Origin of the sequence: Catellatospora sp. KI3, from assembly GCF_029948125.1 — a bacterium.
Taxonomy (GTDB): domain Bacteria; phylum Actinomycetota; class Actinomycetes; order Mycobacteriales; family Micromonosporaceae; genus Catellatospora.
The window spans coordinates 331,901-349,210 of the sequence record NZ_JASAMB010000001.1 but is presented as its reverse complement, the minus strand read 5'-3'; the positions used below and the strand labels follow the sequence as shown (position 1 = coordinate 349,210).

The window sequence follows — 17,310 nt, the reverse complement described above, 5'->3', positions numbered from 1 at the left end:
GTGAGCACTGTGGCTCGCGAGATCAATACGGTCGGCGTGGTCGGTCTGGGCACCATGGGTGCGGGCATCGTCGAGGTGTTCGCCCGCAACGGCCTGAACGTGGTAGCCGTCGAGATCAGCGAGAACGCGCTGGAGCGCGGCCGCCAGAACCTCACCGGCTCCACCGACCGGGCGGTGGCCAAGGGCAAGCTGTCGCCGGAGGACCGCGACGCGCTGCACGCCCGGGTCGACTTCCAGGTCGGCCTGCCCGCCCTGCACAGCGTCGACTTCGTGATCGAGGCGGTGCCCGAGCACCTGGACCTCAAGCAGGCAATCTTCGCCGAGCTGGACCGGGTCTGCCCGCCGCACGCGATCCTGGCCACCAACACCAGCTCGCTGAGCGTCACCGAGATCTCGGTCGCCACGCACCGGCCCAACCAGGTCATCGGCGTGCACTTCTTCAACCCCGCGCCGGTGATGAAGCTGGTCGAGATCATCCGTACCGTCGTCACCGCGCCCGAGGTCGTCGCCGATGTCGAGGCGCTGTGCGCCCGCCTGGGCAAGGTCGACGTCACCATCAGCGACCGGGCCGGGTTCATCGCCAACGCGCTGCTGTTCGGGTACCTCAACCACGCCGTCACCATGTTCGAGAACCACTACGCCACCCGCGAGGACATCGACGCGGCCATGAAGCAGGGCTGCGGCCTGCCCATGGGCCCGCTGGCGCTGATGGACCTGATCGGCCTGGACACGGCGTACGAGATCCTCGACACCATGTACCGCCGGGGCGGCCGGGACCGGCGCCACGCCCCCGCGCCGCTGCTCAAGCAGATGGTCACCGCGGGCCTGCTGGGCCGCAAGAGCGGGCGCGGCTTCTACACGTACGAGAAGAGCGGCTCGCCGGTCGTCGTCGCCGACGCGCTCACCCCGTCGGATGCCGAGCAGGCCTCGGCCGCGCGCCGCGTCGGCACCGTCGGCGTGGTCGGCTCCGGCACCATGGCCACCGGCATCATCGAGGTCTTCGCCAAGGCCGGGTACGAGGTGCTGAGCGTGACCCGGGGCGCGGAGAAGTCCGCCAAGGTCTGTGAGAGCGTCAAGACCTCGCTCAACAAGGGCGTGGTCCGGGGCAAGCTGACCGAGGCCGAGCGCGACGCCGCCATCGGCCGCATCACCTGGTCCACCAACCTCGACCACCTGTCCGACGCCGACCTGGTCGTCGAGGCCGTGGTCGAGGAGCTGAGCGTCAAGAAGGCGCTGTTCGCGAGCCTGGACGAGATCTGCAAGCCGGGTACGGTGCTGGCCACCACCACCTCCAGCCTGCCCGTCGTCGAGTGCGCGATGGCCACCCAGCGCCCCGCCGACGTGGTCGGCCTGCACTTCTTCAACCCGGCGCAGGTGATGCCGCTGGTCGAGGTCGTCGAGACCATCCGGACCAGCCCCGCCACGCTCGCCACCGCCCATGCCGTGGTCGCCGGGCTCGGCAAGACGGCGGTCGGCTGCGCGGACCGGGCCGGGTTCATCGTCAACGCGCTGCTGTTCCCGTACCTCAACGACGCGGTGAAGATGCTGGAGGCCAGCTACTCCTCGGCCGACGACATCGACGCGGCGATGAAGCTCGGCTGCGGCTACCCGATGGGCCCGTTCGAGCTGCTGGACGTGGTCGGCCTCGACGTCTCCCTGGCCATCCAGCGCGAGCTGTACCTGGAGCTGCGCGAGCCCGGCTTCTCCCCGGCGCCGCTGCTGGAGCACCTGGTCACCGCCGGCTACCTCGGCCGCAAGACCGGCCGCGGCTTCCGCGACCACACCCACCGCTGATCTTGGGCCAAGTTGCCGGGCAATCGGGCGTATCTTGGGACGTCGAGTGCCCGATCGCCCAGCAACTTGAGCGATCTTGATCGGCTTCGGGCGGTCATGGGCGGGCGGTGACGTTCGGGGGCACCAGTACGCTTGGTCGACATGAGCCCGCGTCGCAACAATCCGAAGGACCGCGCCAAGCGCGATCTGGACGAAGGCATGTCCCGGCGCGGGATCGAGTACGTCCGGGACGATCCGGACGGCGAGTGGACCGTGCGGCACCTGTCGGGGGACACCTCGGACAAGGCATACCGCTGCCCCGGCTGCGACCAGGAGATTCCGCGCGGGGTGGCGCACGTGGTGGCCTGGCCCTCGGACGGCTGGGGCGACGCGGGCGACCGCCGCCACTGGCACACCACCTGCTGGCGCGGCCGCCACCAGCGCAGACCCAACATCCAACGCACCCGCAACGCCCCCCGCTACGGCTGAGCGCGCGCGCCGCCCCGCGCCGCGCGCCGCGATGGTGCAGTTTCGGGGAAAGTGCACGAATCTTGGCCTGGACTCCTGCACTTTCCCCGAAACTGCACGAATCCCCCAGCGTCGCGCGCGGCCGATGCGCGGTGTGATCACCGTGACCCGGTGGGGTCGTGATTAGCGGGGCCGGGGGCGGGCAGACTGGACGCGTGACCGCCATCCGCGCCAACTCGATCCTGCCCGCGCGCCGGGAGGAGATCGAACTGCATACCGCCGACGGCCTGCGCCTGGTCGGCGAGCTCGCCGTCCCCGCCGACCGCGATCCGGTGGCGACCCTGATCTGCCTGCACCCGCTGCCCACCCACGGCGGCATGATGGACAGCCACGTCTACCGCAAGGCCGCCTGGCGGCTGCCGGCGCTGGCCGGGATCGCGGTGCTGCGCTTCAACACCCGCGGCACCTCCAGCGTGCGGGGCACCAGCGAGGGCGCGTTCGACCACGCCGTCGGCGAGCGCTTCGACGTCGCCGCCGCGATCGAGTACGCCGAGTTCCACGAGCTGCCGCACCGCTGGCTGGTCGGCTGGTCCTTCGGCACCGACCTGGCCCTGAAGTACGGCTGCGACCCGGCCGTGGACGGCGCCATCCTGCTGTCGCCGCCGCTGCGCTTCTCCCAGCCCGGCGACCTGGCCGTCTGGGCCGGCTCGGGGCGCCCGGTGACCGCGCTGGTGCCCGAGTTCGACGACTACCTGCGTCCGGCGGAGGCCGCGCAGCGGTTCGCCGCGATCCCGCAGGCGGAGGTCGTGGGCGTGCCGGGCGCCAAGCACCTGTGGGTCGGCGACGCCGAGACGGTGCTGGACGCGATCGTGGCGCGGGTCGCGCCGGGCGTGCCCGTCCCGCTCCCGACCACCTGGTCCGGCCCGATGGAGTACGGCGACGCCAGCGCGTACGCCGACCGCACCGTGGCCGCGTTCGCCGACCGCCCGGTGCCCGGACCCGGCGGCGCCTGACCGCCGCCGGGGGCGGAGCTCAGCGGGCGGGTCGGGTCTGGTCGGTGGACAGGGCGACCGTCTGCTCGTCGTTGCCGAGCATGACCGTGGGCTCGTCGACCGGCCCGGCCGCTGCGGCCGGCTCGGCGGCGGTGTCGGCGGCGGGCCGGTCGGCGGCAGGCTCGTCGGCCTCGGGCTCGTCGGCCTTGGGCTCGACCGGGCGCAGCGCCTCGGCGCGGCGGCGCTCGGCCAGTTCCGCCTCGCGCTGCGCGGTCGCCAGGCGCTCCAGCTCGGCGGCGAGCTGACCTTGCAGCTCGGACAGGCGCTGCTGCGCCTGCGCCGCGGCAGCCTGGTCGGCCGCGATCTGGTTGCGCGTGGCGGCCAGCTCCTGCTGCGCCCGCTCGGCGGCCGCCTGCTGCTGCGCCGCCACCTCGCGGGCCCGCGCCACCTCCTGCTCGGCCTGGCCGACGCGCTGGTCCGCGGCGGCGCGGATGCCCGCGGCGGCCTGCTCGGCGGCGGCGCGGATGTCGGCGGCCGTCTGCTCGGCCGCGGCGCGCAGGTTGGCCACCTCGGCCTCGGCGGCGTTCTTGACGGCGGTCAGGTCCTTGTCGGTCTGCAGGCGCCGGGAGGCGGCCTCCTGCGCGGCGACCGTACGTAGCTGCTGGGCCTCCAGCTGGGCGTGCGCGAGCAGTTCGCGGGCCTCGGTGCGCAGCCGCTGCGTCTCGTCGCTCAGCTCCACGCGGCGGCGCTCCTCGTCCTTGCGCTCCTCGGCGCGGCGGGAGGCCAGTGCCAGGTCGAAGTCGCGGGTCGCGGTGGCGGCGCGGTCGCGGGCGTCGGCGAGCAGCCGCTCGGCCTCGGACCGCTGGTCGGAGATCTCCTGCAGGGCGTTGTTGCGCAGGTCGTCGGCCTGGTCCTCGGCGAGGGCGAGGATCTGCTCGACCTTGGCGCCGAGGTGGCGGAACGAGATCCGCGCGGGCACCGAGCGGCGGGCGGCGTCGGACAGTTCGAGCTGGAGCTGCTGCACCTGGCCCGCGAGGGCCTGCACCTGGGAGAAGGCCTGATCTCGCTCCGCGGCCAGGGTCGACAGGTCGGACTCGACCTGATTGACGTAACGGTCAACCTGCTTCTTGTCATAGCCCCGCAGAGCGACGTCGAAGCTGGGTTCGGATGAGACGCCCTCACCGAGAGCGAACAGGTCTCCGCCATGCGACATGCGGTCCATCTTCACATAAAAGGTCACGCCGCACCCCTCCGGAAAAGGGCACGGCGCGACCTAATGCGAAGCGTGATCGGCTATTCGCCGTCCGCAGCCTTCGGCTTCTCCTCGGCGGGAGCGGCGGCCGCGGGGGCGGGCGCCGCGGCACCGACGCCGGGGACGATGCCGGCCAGGCCGGACAGCATCTGACCCAGCTGCGCGGTGACCGCGTTCTTCTGGCGGGTGAGGTCCTCGACCTCGCGGCGAGCCGCGTTGGTGGTCAGCTCGGCCTCGTTGCGGGCCTCGGTCACGAGGCGGTGCGCCTCGGCCTTGGCCTCGTTGACCGCCTTCTCGGCCCCGGCCCGGGCCTTCTCGGTGGTCTCGGCGGCGGTGCGCTCGGACTCGACCCGGCGGGCCTCGGCCCGCTGCTCGATCTCCTTGGCGCGGTCCTCGGCGGCGCGGGCGCGCTCCTCGGCCTCGCCGACCAGCTTCTGCGTGGCGGCGACGGCGGCGGAGTGACGCTGGGTCTCCTCGCGCTCGGACTTCTCGCGGCGCTCGGCCAGCTCCAGCTGGAGGGCCTGCAGGTCCTTGTCGCGCTTGTCGCGCGCGTCGGCCAGCATCTTCGACGCCTCGGCGCGCTTCTCCTCCGCCTCGCGGGCGGCCTTGGCGCGCAGCTGGGTGATCTCGCGCTCGGCGGTGGCGCGCAGGGTGGCGACCTCGCGCTCCACGGTGGCCTTGAGCTCGGCGACCTCGTGCGAGGTGGCGGTGCGCAGCTGCTTGGTCTCGCGGTCGGCGTCGGCGCGCAGCGTGTCGGCCTCGCGGCGGGCCTGCACCCGGACCTCGGCGGCCTCGCGCTCGGCGGCGGTACGCAGGTTGCCGGCCTCGCGCTCGGCGGTCGCCTTCATGGCGGCGGCCTCGGCCCGCGCCTTGTCGGTGATCTCGCGGGCCTCGAGGCGGGCGGCGGACAGGATGCCCTCGGACTCCCGCTTGGACTCGCCGCGGTGGTCGTTGGCCTGCTCCTCGGCCAGGCGCAGGATCTGCTCGACGCGCGTGCCGAGCCCGGAGAGGGTCGGGCGGCTGTTCTCCTCGAGCTGCTTGCTGGTGTCGGTGAGCTTCTGCTCGACCGAGCTCAGTCGCTGCTCGGCCTGGCGCAGCCGACGCTGGGCGTCGTTCATGCGCTGCTCGGCCTCGTTGCGGGCCTGCTCCGACTGGGCGAGCTGCGCGTTGAGGCGACCGACGAAGTCATCTACCTGCGTACGGTCGTAACCGCGCAGGACGACAGTGAAGTCATGCTGAGTGTTCGCGCCATCGAAGAACGCGACGTTGGACGGCTGCTGGGGCATTGGGACATACTCGCAGATGACCCCAGGTGCTCCGCAAGAGCGTGGGGGCACTTTCGCCCTCCGAACGGTCAGTCGTTTCAACCGGGAAGATCCGCAAGGGAAACCAATTGCCCACTTTGCCTGGAAATGCCTGGTGGGCGGGGTGTGGGACGAGCCACAACTGTGACCGTTCGGTCACCGCGGCGGGTCCGGCGGCGATACCCGCGGTGGACGGGTGCTTCTAAGGTCGACATGTGTCCACGTCGATGTCTTCGACCCCGCCGGAGCCCCCGCCGCCAGGGAGCGGCCTGAGCCTGCGCGACGAGTTGTACTGGATCCTCCCCATCGGGCTGACTCTGGTGGGCGGCGTCGCCTTCCTGCTGTTCAACCAGAACTGGGGCGCCAACGTCGCCGCCATCCTCGCGCTGCCCGTCGAGGTCGCCGGGGTGATCTTCGCGATCCTCACGGCGAAGGGGGTCAGCAGCCTGGGCGGCACCCGCAAGGCCCGGATCCCGCGCAACCGGCGCCGGATCACCGTCTACCTCTCGGTGCTGATCCTGGCCGTGAGCGGGGTCGTCTACTACTTCGTGCGCGAGCCCGACCCCTACGACTTCCTCTCCGGTGACGTGCGGATCGGCTATGTCGAGCCCGGGTACCCCGGCTGGCACGAGGGCAACGGGCTCGGTCGGCACGGGTTCAACGTCTCCGTCGCACAGGCCCTGCTCGACTACTTCCCGAAGATGACCAGCATCCAATGGGTGCCGCTGGAGGACAACGACGACCGGATTCAGGCGCTGACCGGCGACAATCCGGTTCAGCTGGTGATCTCGAACTTCTCCATGACCGAGGCGCGCAAGGAGCTGATCGATTTCGCGGGCCCGTACTTCAACGACGTGGAGGGGTTCGCCACGCACGACAGGACCGCTCAGTCGGTGCACGACATCCACCGCGTCTGCGTGCCGTCCGGGTCGACGGCCGAGTTGCGGCTGCGCAAGCTCGGTTACGACGTCGTCGTGGAACCCACGCTGCGCGCCTGCTTCCAGCGCTTCTTCTCGGGTTCCGAGCCGGACCTCGCCGTCTCCACCGACCTGGCGATCATCCAGGCGTACGTGGGGTCGCTGCCGCCGGACAAGCGCAAGGAGGTGCCGAAGTTCCTGTCCGTCGGCGTCGAGCAGTACGGCATCGGCCTGCCCAACAACTCTCCCAAGCTCTGCGCGAAGGTCAACGAGGCGCTGTCGCGGTTCCTGCGGCTGGGCTGGCCCAACTCGTTCAGGACGACGCTCGGCCAGCTGGGTCTCAAGGAGATCGACGGCGCGCACGGCATCGACCACCGTCCCGAGCGGACCGATCCGTGCGAGCCCGCGGCGCCCTGGCGCAAGTGAGGACCGTGGGACGGGTCCGCGGTGCGGCACCCGTCCCACGCGCCGTGGTCAGACCCCGCGGAAGCGGTTGATGGCGGACAGGTGGCGGGCCCGCTTCTCCTGGTCGCGTACGCCCAGGCCCTCCTCCGGCGCCAGGCACAGCACGCCGACCTTGCCCTGATGGGCGTTGCGGTGCACCTCGTACGCGGCCTGGCCGGTCTGCTCCAGCGGGAACGACTTCGACAGCGTCGGATGGATGCGGCCGAGGTCGATCAGGCGGTTGGCCTCCCACGCCTCGCGGTAGTTCGCGAAGTGGCTGCCGATGATCCGCTTGAGCGACATCCACAGGTAGCGGTTGTCGTACTGGTGCTCGTAGCCGCTGGTCGAGGCGCAGGTGACGATGGTGCCGCCCTTCTTGGCCACGTACACGCTGGCGCCGAAGGTCTCGCGGCCCGGGTGCTCGAACACGATGTCCGGGTCGTCGCCGCCGGTCAGTTCGCGGATGCGCGCCCCGAACCGCTTCCACTCGGCCGGATCCTGGGTGTGCTCGTCGGACCAGAACCGGTAGTCCTCGGCGACGCGGTCGATGACCAGGTCGGCGCCCATCCGGCGGCACAGCTCGGCCTTGTCCGGCGAGGACACCACGCAGACCGGGATGGCGCCGCCGTTGAGGGCCATCTGTGTCGCGTACGACCCGAGCCCGCCGCTGGCGCCCCAGATCAGCACCACGTCGCCCTGCTTCATGTTGGCCCCGTGGTGCGACACGAGCTGCCGGTACGCGGTGGAGTTGACCAGCCCCGGGCTGGCCGCCTCCTCCCAGGTGAGGTGGGCGGGCTTGGGCATCAGCTGGTTGGCCTTGACGATCGCGAGCTGGGCCAGGCCGCCGAAGTTGGTCTCGAAGCCCCAGATGCGCTGCTGCGGGTCCAGCATGGTGTCGTCGTGCCCCGTCGCGTCCTCGAGCTCCACGTTGAGGCAGTGCGCCACGATCTGGTCGCCGGGCCTCCACTTGGTCACGCCCGCGCCGGTGCGCAGCACCACGCCCGCAGCGTCTGAACCCACCACGTGGTACGGCAGGTCGTGGCGCGCGGTCAGCGGCGACAGGCGGCCGTACTTCTTCAGGAACCCGAAGGTCGGCATCGGCTCGAAGATGGACGTCCACACGGTGTTGTAGTTGACCGCGCTCGCCATCACCGCGATCAGCGCCTCGCCGGGGCCGAGCTCCGGAGTGGGCACCTCCTGCAGGTGCAGCGCCTTGCGCGGGTCCTTGTCCCGGGTGGCCAGGCCGTCGAACATCGCGACCTCGTCAGCGCGCACCACCATGCCCTGGTATGCGGCCGGTACCGGCACCGCGGCCAGCTTGCGCAGGTGCTCGGCGGGGTCGGGGGAGTCCTCGGCCTCCATGATCACGTCGAGGATTTCTTGCACGGCGCCACCTCCGTGGTGAGGGAACGCAGGTGCCCGGTGGAGCTGAGCGTGCGAGGCGCCTGGTTCCGGGATCTGAGTGCTTCGCCAGTGGCTCGTCCGACGGTTCGCCTGGACGGCGCACCGTCGCGACTCCCCACCGGCGACCCATCGTGGGCGCGGTCCTGCTGGGACCGCCATGTGGTCGACACACATGGCGGCTCAGGTGGCCGGGACGTTACTCGTCGGTAGCTTGAGCCGGAACCGGTCTGTGAAAAACTCCACGCCTGGCTTAACGATGATTCAGTCGTTCAGTGGTCCACTGCCGGCTGGACCAGCTCGACCAGCACGCCGCCGGCGTCCTTGGGGTGTACGAAGTTGACCCGCGACCCCGCCGTCCCGCGCTTGGCCTGCGGATACAGCAGCCGCACCCCGTGCTCGCGCAGTGCGGCCGAGGTGGCCTCGACGTCGACCACCGTGAACGCCAGCTGCTGCATGCCGGGCCCGCTGCGGGCCAGGAACTTGCCGATGGGGGAGTCGGGGCGCAGCGGGGCCAGCAGCTGGATCGCGCCGCCCTCGACCCCGGGGGCGACCTGCATCATCGCCTCGCGTACGCCCTGCTCCTCGTTGGTCTCGGTGTGCGTGCAGACCATTCCGAACGTACCTTCGTAGAAGGCGATGGCGGCGTCCAGGTCGGGCACGGCGATGCCGACGTGATCGATGCGCTGCAGCCCGACGGAGAGCGACTTGACACTCTGTGACGAGGTCGACAGGGATGCTGGTTCGGTCATGCGGTTAGTCTGACCGAACCATCGTTAAGGCGGAACGTAATCCAGGCCACTCGGAGGGCTGTTCACATGACTTCAGTGATCGTCAGCGGCGCGCGTACGCCGATGGGCCGCCTGCTGGGCAATCTCAAGGACCTCTCCGCGACGCAGCTCGGCGCTGTCGCGATCAAGGCCGCGCTGGAGCGCGCCGGGGTCGCCCCCGAGCAGGTCCAGTACGTGATCATGGGCCAGGTGCTGCAGGCCGGCGGCGGCCAGATCACCGCCCGGCAGGCCGCCGTCGGCGCCGGCATCCCGATGAGCGTTCCCGCGCTGACCGTCAACAAGGTCTGCCTGTCCGGCCTCGACGCGATCGCCCTGGCCGACCAGCTGATCCGCGCGGGCGAGTTCGACATCGTGGTCGCGGGCGGCATGGAGTCGATGACCAACGCCCCGCACCTGCTCGTCGGCCAGCGCAACGGCTACAAGTACGGCGACGTCGTGATCAAGGACCACATGGCCCTGGACGGCCTCACCGACGCGTACGACCAGATCGCCATGGGCGAGTCGACCGAGCACCACAACAAGCGCTACGAGATCAGCCGCGAGGAGCAGGACGCGTTCGCCGCGGCCTCGCACCAGCGCGCCGCCGCCGCGCAGAAGAACGGCCACTTCGCCGAGGAGATCGCCCCGGTCACCATCCCGGCGCGCAAGGGCGACCCGGTCGTGATCAGCGAGGACGAGGGCGTACGCCCCGACACCACCCCGGAGACGCTGGCCAAGCTGCGCCCGGCCTTCGCCAAGGACGGCACCATCACCGCCGGGTCCGCCTCGCCCATCTCCGACGGCGCCGCCGCGGTCGTGGTCATGAGCAAGGCCAAGGCGCAGGAGCTGGGCCTGGTCTGGCTGGCCGAGATCGGTGCGCACGGCAACGTGGCCGGTCCGGACAACTCGCTGCACGCCCAGCCCGCCAACGCGATCAAGCACGCGCTGGCCAAGGAGGGCCTGACCGCGGCCGACCTGGACCTGGTCGAGATCAACGAGGCGTTCGCGGCCGTCGGCATCCAGTCCATGCGCGAGCTGGGCATCGCGTCCGACATCGTCAACGTCAACGGCGGCGCCATCGCGCTGGGCCACCCGATCGGCATGTCCGGCGCCCGGCTCGCGCTGACCCTGGCGCTGGAGCTGAAGCGCCGCGGCGGCGGCGTCGGCGCGGCCGCGCTGTGCGGCGGCGGCGGGCAGGGCGACGCGCTCATCCTCAAGGTGGCTGCGTGAATCTCAGCTCGATCCCTGAGCTGCTCGAACGCGCCCGGGCCGGGGAGGCCCGGGCCGTCGCGCGTCTGATCACCCTCGTCGAGTCCGGCTCGCCGCACCTGCCCGAGATCGCGGCCGCGCTGGCCCCGACGGCCGGGGCGGCGATGGTCGTCGGGCTCACGGGCTCGCCCGGCGTGGGCAAGTCGACCACCACGAACGAGCTGGTCCGGTCGCTGCGCGCGGCCGGCAAGCGGGTCGGCGTGCTGGCGGTGGACCCGTCCAGCCCGTACACCGGGGGCGCGATCCTCGGGGACCGGGTGCGCATGCAGGACCACGCCACCGACCCGGGCGTCTACATCCGGTCCATGTCCAGCCGGGGGCACCTCGGCGGGCTGGCCGCCGCCACCCCGGCGGCGGTGCGGGTGCTGGCCGGGGTCGGCTGCGACGTGGTGCTGGTCGAGACCGTCGGCGTCGGCCAGGCCGAGGTGGAGATCGCCAGCCTGGCCGACACCACGCTGGTGCTGCTCGCGCCGGGCATGGGCGACGCGATCCAGGCGGTCAAGGCGGGCATCCTGGAGATCGCCGACGTCTTCGTCATCAACAAGGCCGACCGCGACGGCGCCGACGCGACGTACCGCGACATCCAGGGCATGATCGCGCTGGGCGGCCCCGACCGGACGCCGGGCAGCTGGCGGCCGAAGGTGGTCAAGGCGGTCGCGGCCAAGGCCGAGGGCATCGGCGACATCGTCGCGGCGGTCGAGGAGCACCGGGCCTGGCTGGTCGAGACAGACCAGTTGACGGTACGCCGCAGAGCCCGCGCCGCCGCTGAGATCGAGGCCCTGGCCCTCGGCAAGCTCCGCGCCCGCTTCGCCGAACTGCCCGGCACCAGCCTCGCCGACCTCGCCGACCACGTCGTGGCCGGCTCCCTCGACCCCTACGCCGCCGCCGAGAAGCTCCTCGACGAATTGGTCTGAGCTGCTGGCGCCCGCCTCCGCGGGCGCGGCGATCGGCTCCGCTGCCGGCGCCCGCCTTCGCGGGCGCGGCGATCGGCCTTTGAAGCCGACCGCATCGGCGCGTCGCTGCATCGCTGCGCGATGTCACGCTCCTTTACCGATGCGGTCGGCGGCCGATCGCGGGTCGGTGACATCGGCGTGCTCGCTGACGGTAGTCGAGGTGGGGCCACGCGTCGAAGGTGCGAATCAGAAGGTGAAGCGCCTTTCATGACGTGCTGACCTATCGCTAAGGTGTCGGGGCACATCAGGCTTTGAAGGAGGCGTCGGTGACCGGTTGGACCGTCATGCTGCGGGGCATCCGGCACCGCTCCGGGCGCTCGCTGGTGGTGCTGACGCTGTCCGCGTTCGCCACCGCCGCGGCGGTGCTCGCCCCCGCGTACGGGCGGGCGGCCCAGCAGTCGGTGCTCACCGACGCGCTCAGCGCCGCCCCGGCCACCGCCGCCGCGGTCACCGTCGTCGCTGACGGCAGCGCCGAGACCGCGCCCGCCGCGCACGAGCCGGTCGGCGACGCCCAGACGGTGATCGGCGCCGCGCTGGCCCGCGCCCCGCGCCTGTCCTCGGTGCTGGACAAGCCGGTCGGCGCGGTCAGCACCGACACCTCGCTGACCACCGGCGGCCACCGCTTCGCCGCCCGCCTGGCCTGGCGCCAGGGCGCCTGCGCGCACCTGAAGGTCGAAGGCGAGTGCGCGATCGACGCCGAGCAGGCCGTGGTCAGCGCCCGGTCGGCCGCCGACGCCGGGGTCGAGGTCGGCGACAAGATCACGGTGAAGTCCCCGCAGGCGAACGTGTCCCGGCAGTTCGAGGTCGTCGGGCTGTACACGCCGCTGGCGCCGGACGACCCGTACTGGGGCAACAACGGCTACTTCGCGTACGCGCAGTCCGGCGGGGACGGGGCGCCCCGGCTGGACGCCGTGTTCACCGGCGCCGAGGACGACGTACGGCTGTCCGACGCGGTCCCGGTGGCGCTGTCGCTGACGTACCCGCTGCGCGCCGGGCAGGTGCGGCTGGACGACGTGACCGCGCTGCGCACCGAACTCGGCTCGCTCGGGCTCGCCCTCAACGCCGGTGAGCTGCAGGTGCAGACCGCGCTGCTGGCCATCGTCGACGACGCCGCCAAGGACCAGGACGCGCTGGCCCGTACGGTCCCGATCATCGCGGTCCCGCTGCTGCTGCTCGCCTTCGTGGTCCTGCTGCTGCTGGTCGCGGCGCTGACCGAGGAGCGCGGCCCGGAGCTGGCGCTGGCCCGGCTGCGCGGCTACGGCAGCGGCGGCACCGTCCGGTTCGGCCTGGGCGAGACGCTGCTGCTGATCGTGCTCGGGGCGCCGCTCGGCCTGGCCGCCGGACTGGGCGCGGTCGAGCTGGCCGCCCGTACCGTGCTCGCCGACGGGGTCCACGTCGAACCGCGCTGGCCGGTCCTCGCCGCCGCCGCGGTCGGCCTGCTGCTGGCCTGCGCCGCCGCCTGGCTGGCGGCCCGGGCCACGCTGCGCCGTCCGGTGCTCGGCCTGCTGCGCCGGGTCCCCGAGCGGCGCGGCTGGCGCGCGGGTGTGCTCGAAGGCGTCGTGGTGGCGCTGGCCGTCGCCTCGCTGGCGGCCGCCCTCCAGGACCGCTCCGCGCCGCTGGCGCTGCTGGCCCCGGCCGCGCTGGCCGTGGTCGCCGGGCTGCTCGCCGGGCGGGTGCTCGCGCTGTGGTCGAAGATGCGGCTCAGCCTGGCCCGCCGACGCGGCGCGGTGCCGGTGCTGCTCGCCTCGGCGCAGCTGTCGCGGCGACCGGGCGCGGGCCGTACCGTCGCGGTGCTGACCGCGGCCGTGGCCCTGCTCGCCTTCTCCGCCACCGCCTGGGACGTCGCCGCCGACGCCCGCGCCGAGCGGGCCGACGACGCCGTCGGCGCCCCGACCGTGTACGCCGTCGCCGCCGACCACCCGCAGGCGCTGGTCGACGCGCTGGCGCAGGCCGACCCGAGTGGCCGCTCGATGGCCGTGGTGCGCGCCGACGAGCTCTACAACAACCAGCGCGTCGAGCTGATCGGCGTGCAGTCGGACCGGCTGCCCGCCGTGGCGATCTGGCGCGACCACGATGAGGCCGCGCTGTCCGCACTGGCCGCCGCCCTGCACGGCCGGGCCGGTGCGCCCGCAGCCGTCGGCGGTTCGGTCAGCCTGCGGCTGGGCGCGGTGCTGCCCGAGCCGCCGACCACCGGGACCGGCACCGGGACCGGCAGCAACACCGAGCCCGGCACCGAGGACGAAGCCTCCCCCGAGAGCGGGGTCCGCGTCGGCGTGGTGCTGTCCGCGCCGGGTGAGCCCCCGGCGGTGGTCTGGCTGGGCAGCCTTCAGCAGGGCGTGCACGACTACACCGCGAACGCCGCGGGCTGCGCCGACGGCGGCTGCCGGCTGGTCGGCCTGGCCGTCGGCCGGGCCGCCGGTGCGACCGGGCCGGTCCAGGCCGCGCTGACCGTGCACGTGGTCCGCTCCGGCGGCAAGGACGTCCCGGTACGCATGACCGACGCCGCCGCCTGGCACTTCCTGGTCGACCGCACCCCCAACGCCAAGGTGCGCGTCACCGCCGGGGAGCAGCTGAAGCTCACCGTCGACTCCGCCGACCAGGGCGACGTGCTCATCTCGTACCTGGACACGCCCGCCGCACTGCCCGCGGTGCTGGCCGGGGCCGCCCCGAGCAGCGACGACCCGACCGAGTTCGACCTGCCCGGCTTCGCCGAGGCGCCGCAGTCCTTCACCGTGCTGGAGCAGGCGGCCGTGCTGCCCCGCGCCGGTGACCACGGCCTGCTGTTCGACCTGGACCTCGCGGTCCGCGCCGCCTCCGTCACGCAGGGCCTGGCCGACGCCACCGACCTGCGCTACGAGGTGTGGGCGGCCCAGGACGCCCCGGCCGATCTGGCCGCCAAGCTGGCCGGCTCGGGCGTACGGGTGCTGCGCACCGAGACCGTCCCCGACGAGCTGGCCCGGCTCGGCCGCCGCGCCCCGGCGCTCGGCCTGCGGCTGTACCTGCTCGCGGGCATCGCGGCGGCGCTGCTGGCGCTGGGCGTGCTCGCCCTGAGCACCCGCCTGGGCAACCGCGAGCGGCGCACCGAACTGGCCGCGCTGCGCGTCACCGGCGTACGCCCGGCGACCCTGCGCAAGGGCCTGCGCCGCGAGCGGCTGGCCATGCTCGGCCTGCCGCTGGTGGTCGGGGCCGCGGTCGGCGTGGCCGCCGCGGCGCTGATGCTGCCCGGCATACCCCTGGTCACCGTCGGCACCACCGGCACGCCCGGCCTCGCGCAGGACGTGCTCGGCACGCTGGTGCCGCACCTGGCCCTCGACGCGCTCCCGCTGGCGCTGGCCGGTGGCGTAGTGGTGCTGGTCGTCGCGGTGCTGCGCGGCGGCCGCCTGGTCAAGCGGGCAACCCCCGAGCTCATCCGAGGAGGCGGCCGGTGAACGGCACCGTCAGCTGTCGCGGCCTGGTCTACATCTACCGGCTGGAGGGGTACGACGTAGTCGCCCTCGGCGGTGTCGACCTGGACATCGCGCCCGGCGAGTCCGTGGCGCTGCTGGGCCCGTCCGGCTCCGGCAAGTCCACCCTGCTGTCCCTGCTCGCGGGCCTGATCCGGCCCGCCGCCGGGCGGGCCGGGGTCGGCGACACCGACCTGGCCAAGGCCAGCGAGGCGGAGCTGGCGAAGATGCGGGCCACCGAGGTCGGCGTGGTGCTGCAGGGGGCCGAGCGCAACCTGCTGCCGTACCTGACCGCCGAGCAGAACGTCCGCTTCGCCCAGCGGGCCGCCCGCAGCCACGGCGCCGTCGACCTGCCCGCCCCGCGCGACGTGCTGGCCCTGGTCGGCCTGCTCGGCGTACGCGGTCGGCTGCGCCAGCGCCCGTCCGAGTTGGCCCCCGGTGAGCGGCAGCGGCTGGCGCTGGCCGTCGCGCTGGCGCACAAGCCGGGCATCCTGCTCGCCGACGAGCCCACCAGCCAGCTCGACTCCCGCGCCCGCGACGAGGTCATCGCCGCGCTGGAGGGCGTACGCCGCAGCGGCACCACCGTCGTCGTGGTCACCCACGACCCGGCCGTGGCCGCCGGGATGACCCGCCAGGTCACCATCCGCGACGGCCGTGTCGGCGGCGAGGGCAGCCAGGGCGAGGAGTTCGCGGTCGTCGGCCGCGACGGCGCCGTGCACCTGCCGCCGGACGTGCTCGCCCTGCTCCCGCCCGGCACCCGCGTGCGCGTGCACCCGCGCCCCGACGGCACCGTGCTGCTGGCTGCCGCCACCGCCGCCGCGCGCCCGGAGTACGACCACCCCGACGACCACCCGCGCCACGCGCAGCCCACCCACTACGCCCGCGAGGTGGCCTGATGAGCCGGACCCTGCTCGCCGACCGGATCACCGTCACCTACGGCCGCGACCGGGAGTTCGCGGTGCTGCGCGAGGTCAGCGCCGCCGCGACGCCCGGCCGCATCCTCGCCGTCACCGGCGCCTCGGGCGCGGGCAAGACGACGCTGCTGTGGGCGCTGGCCGGGCTGCTCCAGCCCGCCGAGGGCCGGGTGACGCTCGACGGCGGGCCGCTGGGCGACCGCGACCAGGCCGTGGCGGCCGGGGTCGTGCTGATGCCGCAGCACAACGGGCTCGCACCGACGCTCACCGCCGAGGAGAACATCCAGGTCGCACTGATCTCCGCCGGGATGCGGGCGGCCGACGCGCGGCGGGCCACGGCCGAGGCGCTGGACCGGGTCGGGCTCTCCGGGCAGGCCGAGCAGCTGGTGGAAGAGCTTTCCGGCGGGCAGCAGCAGCGTACGGCGATCGCGCGCGGCCTGGCCCTGCGTGGCACCGTGCTGCTGGCCGACGAGGTGACCAGCGAACTCGACGCCGCCAACCGGCAGCTGGTGCTGAACCTGCTGCGCGCCGAGGCGGACCGGGGCGCGGCGGTCGTCTTCGCCACCCACGACCCCCAGGCCGCCGCCGCCTGCGACGACGAGCTCCACCTGGTCGACGGCCACGCCACCGCCGAAGCCCGCTGACCCGCCACCCGCCGCGCCGCCGGTTCTTACGGCGTGATCGCGGTCTGCGGTCAAAAGCTGGGCTCAAACGCCACTGAATGACCGCTGGTGGCAATCTTGAAAGGAAGATCGCCACCAGCGGTCAACGAAGGGTCAGCGGCCGTAGATTTCGAGTTCGTAGAGGGAGTAGCCGTAGGTGGTGGCGCGTTTGACGCCCTGCATGCGGATGTAGCGGGCCGAGACGGGGGCGAAGACGTCGTTGTCGGTGCCCCCGTTGCCGCTGGTGGTGGACCAGACCGTGGTCCAGGTGCTGTTGTTGGCGGAGACGTCGATGCGGTACTGCAGGCCGTATGCCGCCTCCCAGCGGAGCAGGACCCGGCTCACCGACTTGGCGCTGCCCAGGTCGACGGTGATGCTCTGGTTGTCGCTGGAGGAGCTGGCCCAGCGGCTGGTCGGGCTGCCGTCCACGGCGTTGCCCGCGGGGTAGAACAGCTGCGTGCTGCTCACCGACACCGGGCGGCCCTGGGCCAGGTTGCTGATGTCCTGACCCCGCGAGGCCGGGAAGGACACCACCTGCTGGTACGTCGGGCGGTTCTGCCAGGCGCTCAGCGGGGAGGTGATGCCGCCGAGCGGGGACTGCAGGATCGCGTCGGCGCACCACTGGTCGCCCGCGGCGCAGTGGTCGTCGCCGGGGTAGACCGCGGCCGGGGCCTGGCCGTTGGCACTGCCGAGGGTCGACAGGAGCATGTCCCGGCAGGCGCTGAGCACGCCGCCGCCGCAGTACGTC

General features: G+C 72.9%; 14 protein-coding genes. 9 read left to right on the top strand and 5 right to left on the bottom strand.

Translation table 11 applies throughout. The features are described from left to right. Positions 1-9 precede the first annotated feature (9 nt). The 3 genes from QEZ54_RS01580 to QEZ54_RS01570 all read left to right on the top strand — a co-directional run bounded on the left by QEZ54_RS01580 (position 10) and on the right by QEZ54_RS01570 (position 3,254). Complete coding sequence (locus QEZ54_RS01580; RefSeq protein WP_281303016.1) at positions 10-1,794, top strand: 3-hydroxyacyl-CoA dehydrogenase; 1,785 nt, start codon at positions 10-12, stop codon at positions 1,792-1,794. 198 nt (positions 1,795-1,992) lie between these two features. Further along, a complete protein-coding gene (locus QEZ54_RS01575; RefSeq protein WP_281303015.1) occupies positions 1,993-2,262 on the top strand; it encodes a hypothetical protein in 270 nt (89 codons plus the stop codon). A gap of 194 nt (positions 2,263-2,456) precedes the next feature. Further along, positions 2,457-3,254, top strand: a complete 798-nt coding sequence (locus QEZ54_RS01570; protein WP_281302616.1) for an alpha/beta hydrolase — start codon at positions 2,457-2,459, stop codon at positions 3,252-3,254. A 19-nt stretch (positions 3,255-3,273) separates the two neighbouring features. Here the strand turns inward: QEZ54_RS01570 and QEZ54_RS01565 are convergent, their stop codons facing one another. Together QEZ54_RS01565 and QEZ54_RS01560 are read right to left on the bottom strand one after the other, a co-directional pair. After that, positions 3,274-4,446 carry a DivIVA domain-containing protein gene (locus tag QEZ54_RS01565; RefSeq protein ID WP_281302615.1) on the bottom strand — a complete coding sequence of 391 codons (1,173 nt, stop codon included), beginning with the start codon at positions 4,444-4,446 and terminating at the stop codon, positions 3,274-3,276. A gap of 80 nt (positions 4,447-4,526) precedes the next feature. Then, on the bottom strand, positions 4,527-5,771 hold the full coding sequence (locus tag QEZ54_RS01560; protein ID WP_281302614.1) for a DivIVA domain-containing protein: 1,245 nt from the start codon (positions 5,769-5,771) through the stop codon (positions 4,527-4,529). Between the two features lie 233 nt (positions 5,772-6,004). Here QEZ54_RS01560 and QEZ54_RS01555 point away from each other — a divergent pair, with 233 nt between their 5' ends. Further along, the gene (locus QEZ54_RS01555) at positions 6,005-7,132 is read left to right on the top strand and encodes a transporter substrate-binding domain-containing protein (RefSeq protein ID WP_281302613.1); all 1,128 of its coding nucleotides are present in this window, start codon (positions 6,005-6,007) and stop codon (positions 7,130-7,132) included. A gap of 48 nt (positions 7,133-7,180) precedes the next feature. Here QEZ54_RS01555 and ccrA read toward each other — a convergent pair whose 3' ends face one another. Beyond that, positions 7,181-8,536, bottom strand: a complete 1,356-nt coding sequence (gene ccrA, locus QEZ54_RS01550; RefSeq protein WP_281302612.1) for a crotonyl-CoA carboxylase/reductase — start codon at positions 8,534-8,536, stop codon at positions 7,181-7,183. A 287-nt stretch (positions 8,537-8,823) separates the two neighbouring features. Then, a complete protein-coding gene (gene mce, locus QEZ54_RS01545) occupies positions 8,824-9,303 on the bottom strand; it encodes a methylmalonyl-CoA epimerase (RefSeq protein WP_281302611.1) in 480 nt (159 codons plus the stop codon). 66 nt (positions 9,304-9,369) lie between these two features. Between mce and QEZ54_RS01540 the strand changes: the two genes are divergently transcribed. The 5 genes from QEZ54_RS01540 (at position 9,370) to QEZ54_RS01520 (ending at position 16,544) form a co-directional block, all read left to right on the top strand. Continuing rightward, on the top strand, positions 9,370-10,551 hold the full coding sequence (locus QEZ54_RS01540) for an acetyl-CoA C-acetyltransferase (protein WP_281302610.1): 1,182 nt from the start codon (positions 9,370-9,372) through the stop codon (positions 10,549-10,551). After that, positions 10,548-11,504, top strand: a complete 957-nt coding sequence (gene meaB / locus QEZ54_RS01535) for a methylmalonyl Co-A mutase-associated GTPase MeaB (RefSeq protein ID WP_281302609.1) — start codon at positions 10,548-10,550, stop codon at positions 11,502-11,504. The genes QEZ54_RS01540 and meaB overlap by 4 nt, the downstream gene beginning before the upstream one ends. 305 nt (positions 11,505-11,809) lie before the next feature. Continuing rightward, positions 11,810-14,971 carry an FtsX-like permease family protein gene (locus tag QEZ54_RS01530; RefSeq protein WP_281302608.1) on the top strand — a complete coding sequence of 1,054 codons (3,162 nt, stop codon included), beginning with the start codon at positions 11,810-11,812 and terminating at the stop codon, positions 14,969-14,971. Beyond that, positions 14,968-15,882: an ABC transporter ATP-binding protein gene (locus QEZ54_RS01525; RefSeq protein ID WP_281302607.1), complete on the top strand. Its 915-nt coding sequence runs from the start codon at positions 14,968-14,970 to the stop codon at positions 15,880-15,882. Before QEZ54_RS01530 ends, QEZ54_RS01525 begins: the two co-directional genes overlap by 4 nt. Continuing rightward, entirely contained in the window at positions 15,882-16,544 is a 663-nt protein-coding gene (locus QEZ54_RS01520) for an ATP-binding cassette domain-containing protein (protein WP_281302606.1), read from the top strand. The genes QEZ54_RS01525 and QEZ54_RS01520 overlap by 1 nt, the downstream gene beginning before the upstream one ends. A gap of 132 nt (positions 16,545-16,676) precedes the next feature. On the opposite strand, the gene QEZ54_RS36355 is transcribed toward QEZ54_RS01520, so the two are convergent. Continuing rightward, positions 16,677-17,270: a discoidin domain-containing protein gene (locus tag QEZ54_RS36355; protein ID WP_348650506.1), complete on the bottom strand. Its 594-nt coding sequence runs from the start codon at positions 17,268-17,270 to the stop codon at positions 16,677-16,679. Positions 17,271-17,310 lie beyond the last annotated feature (40 nt).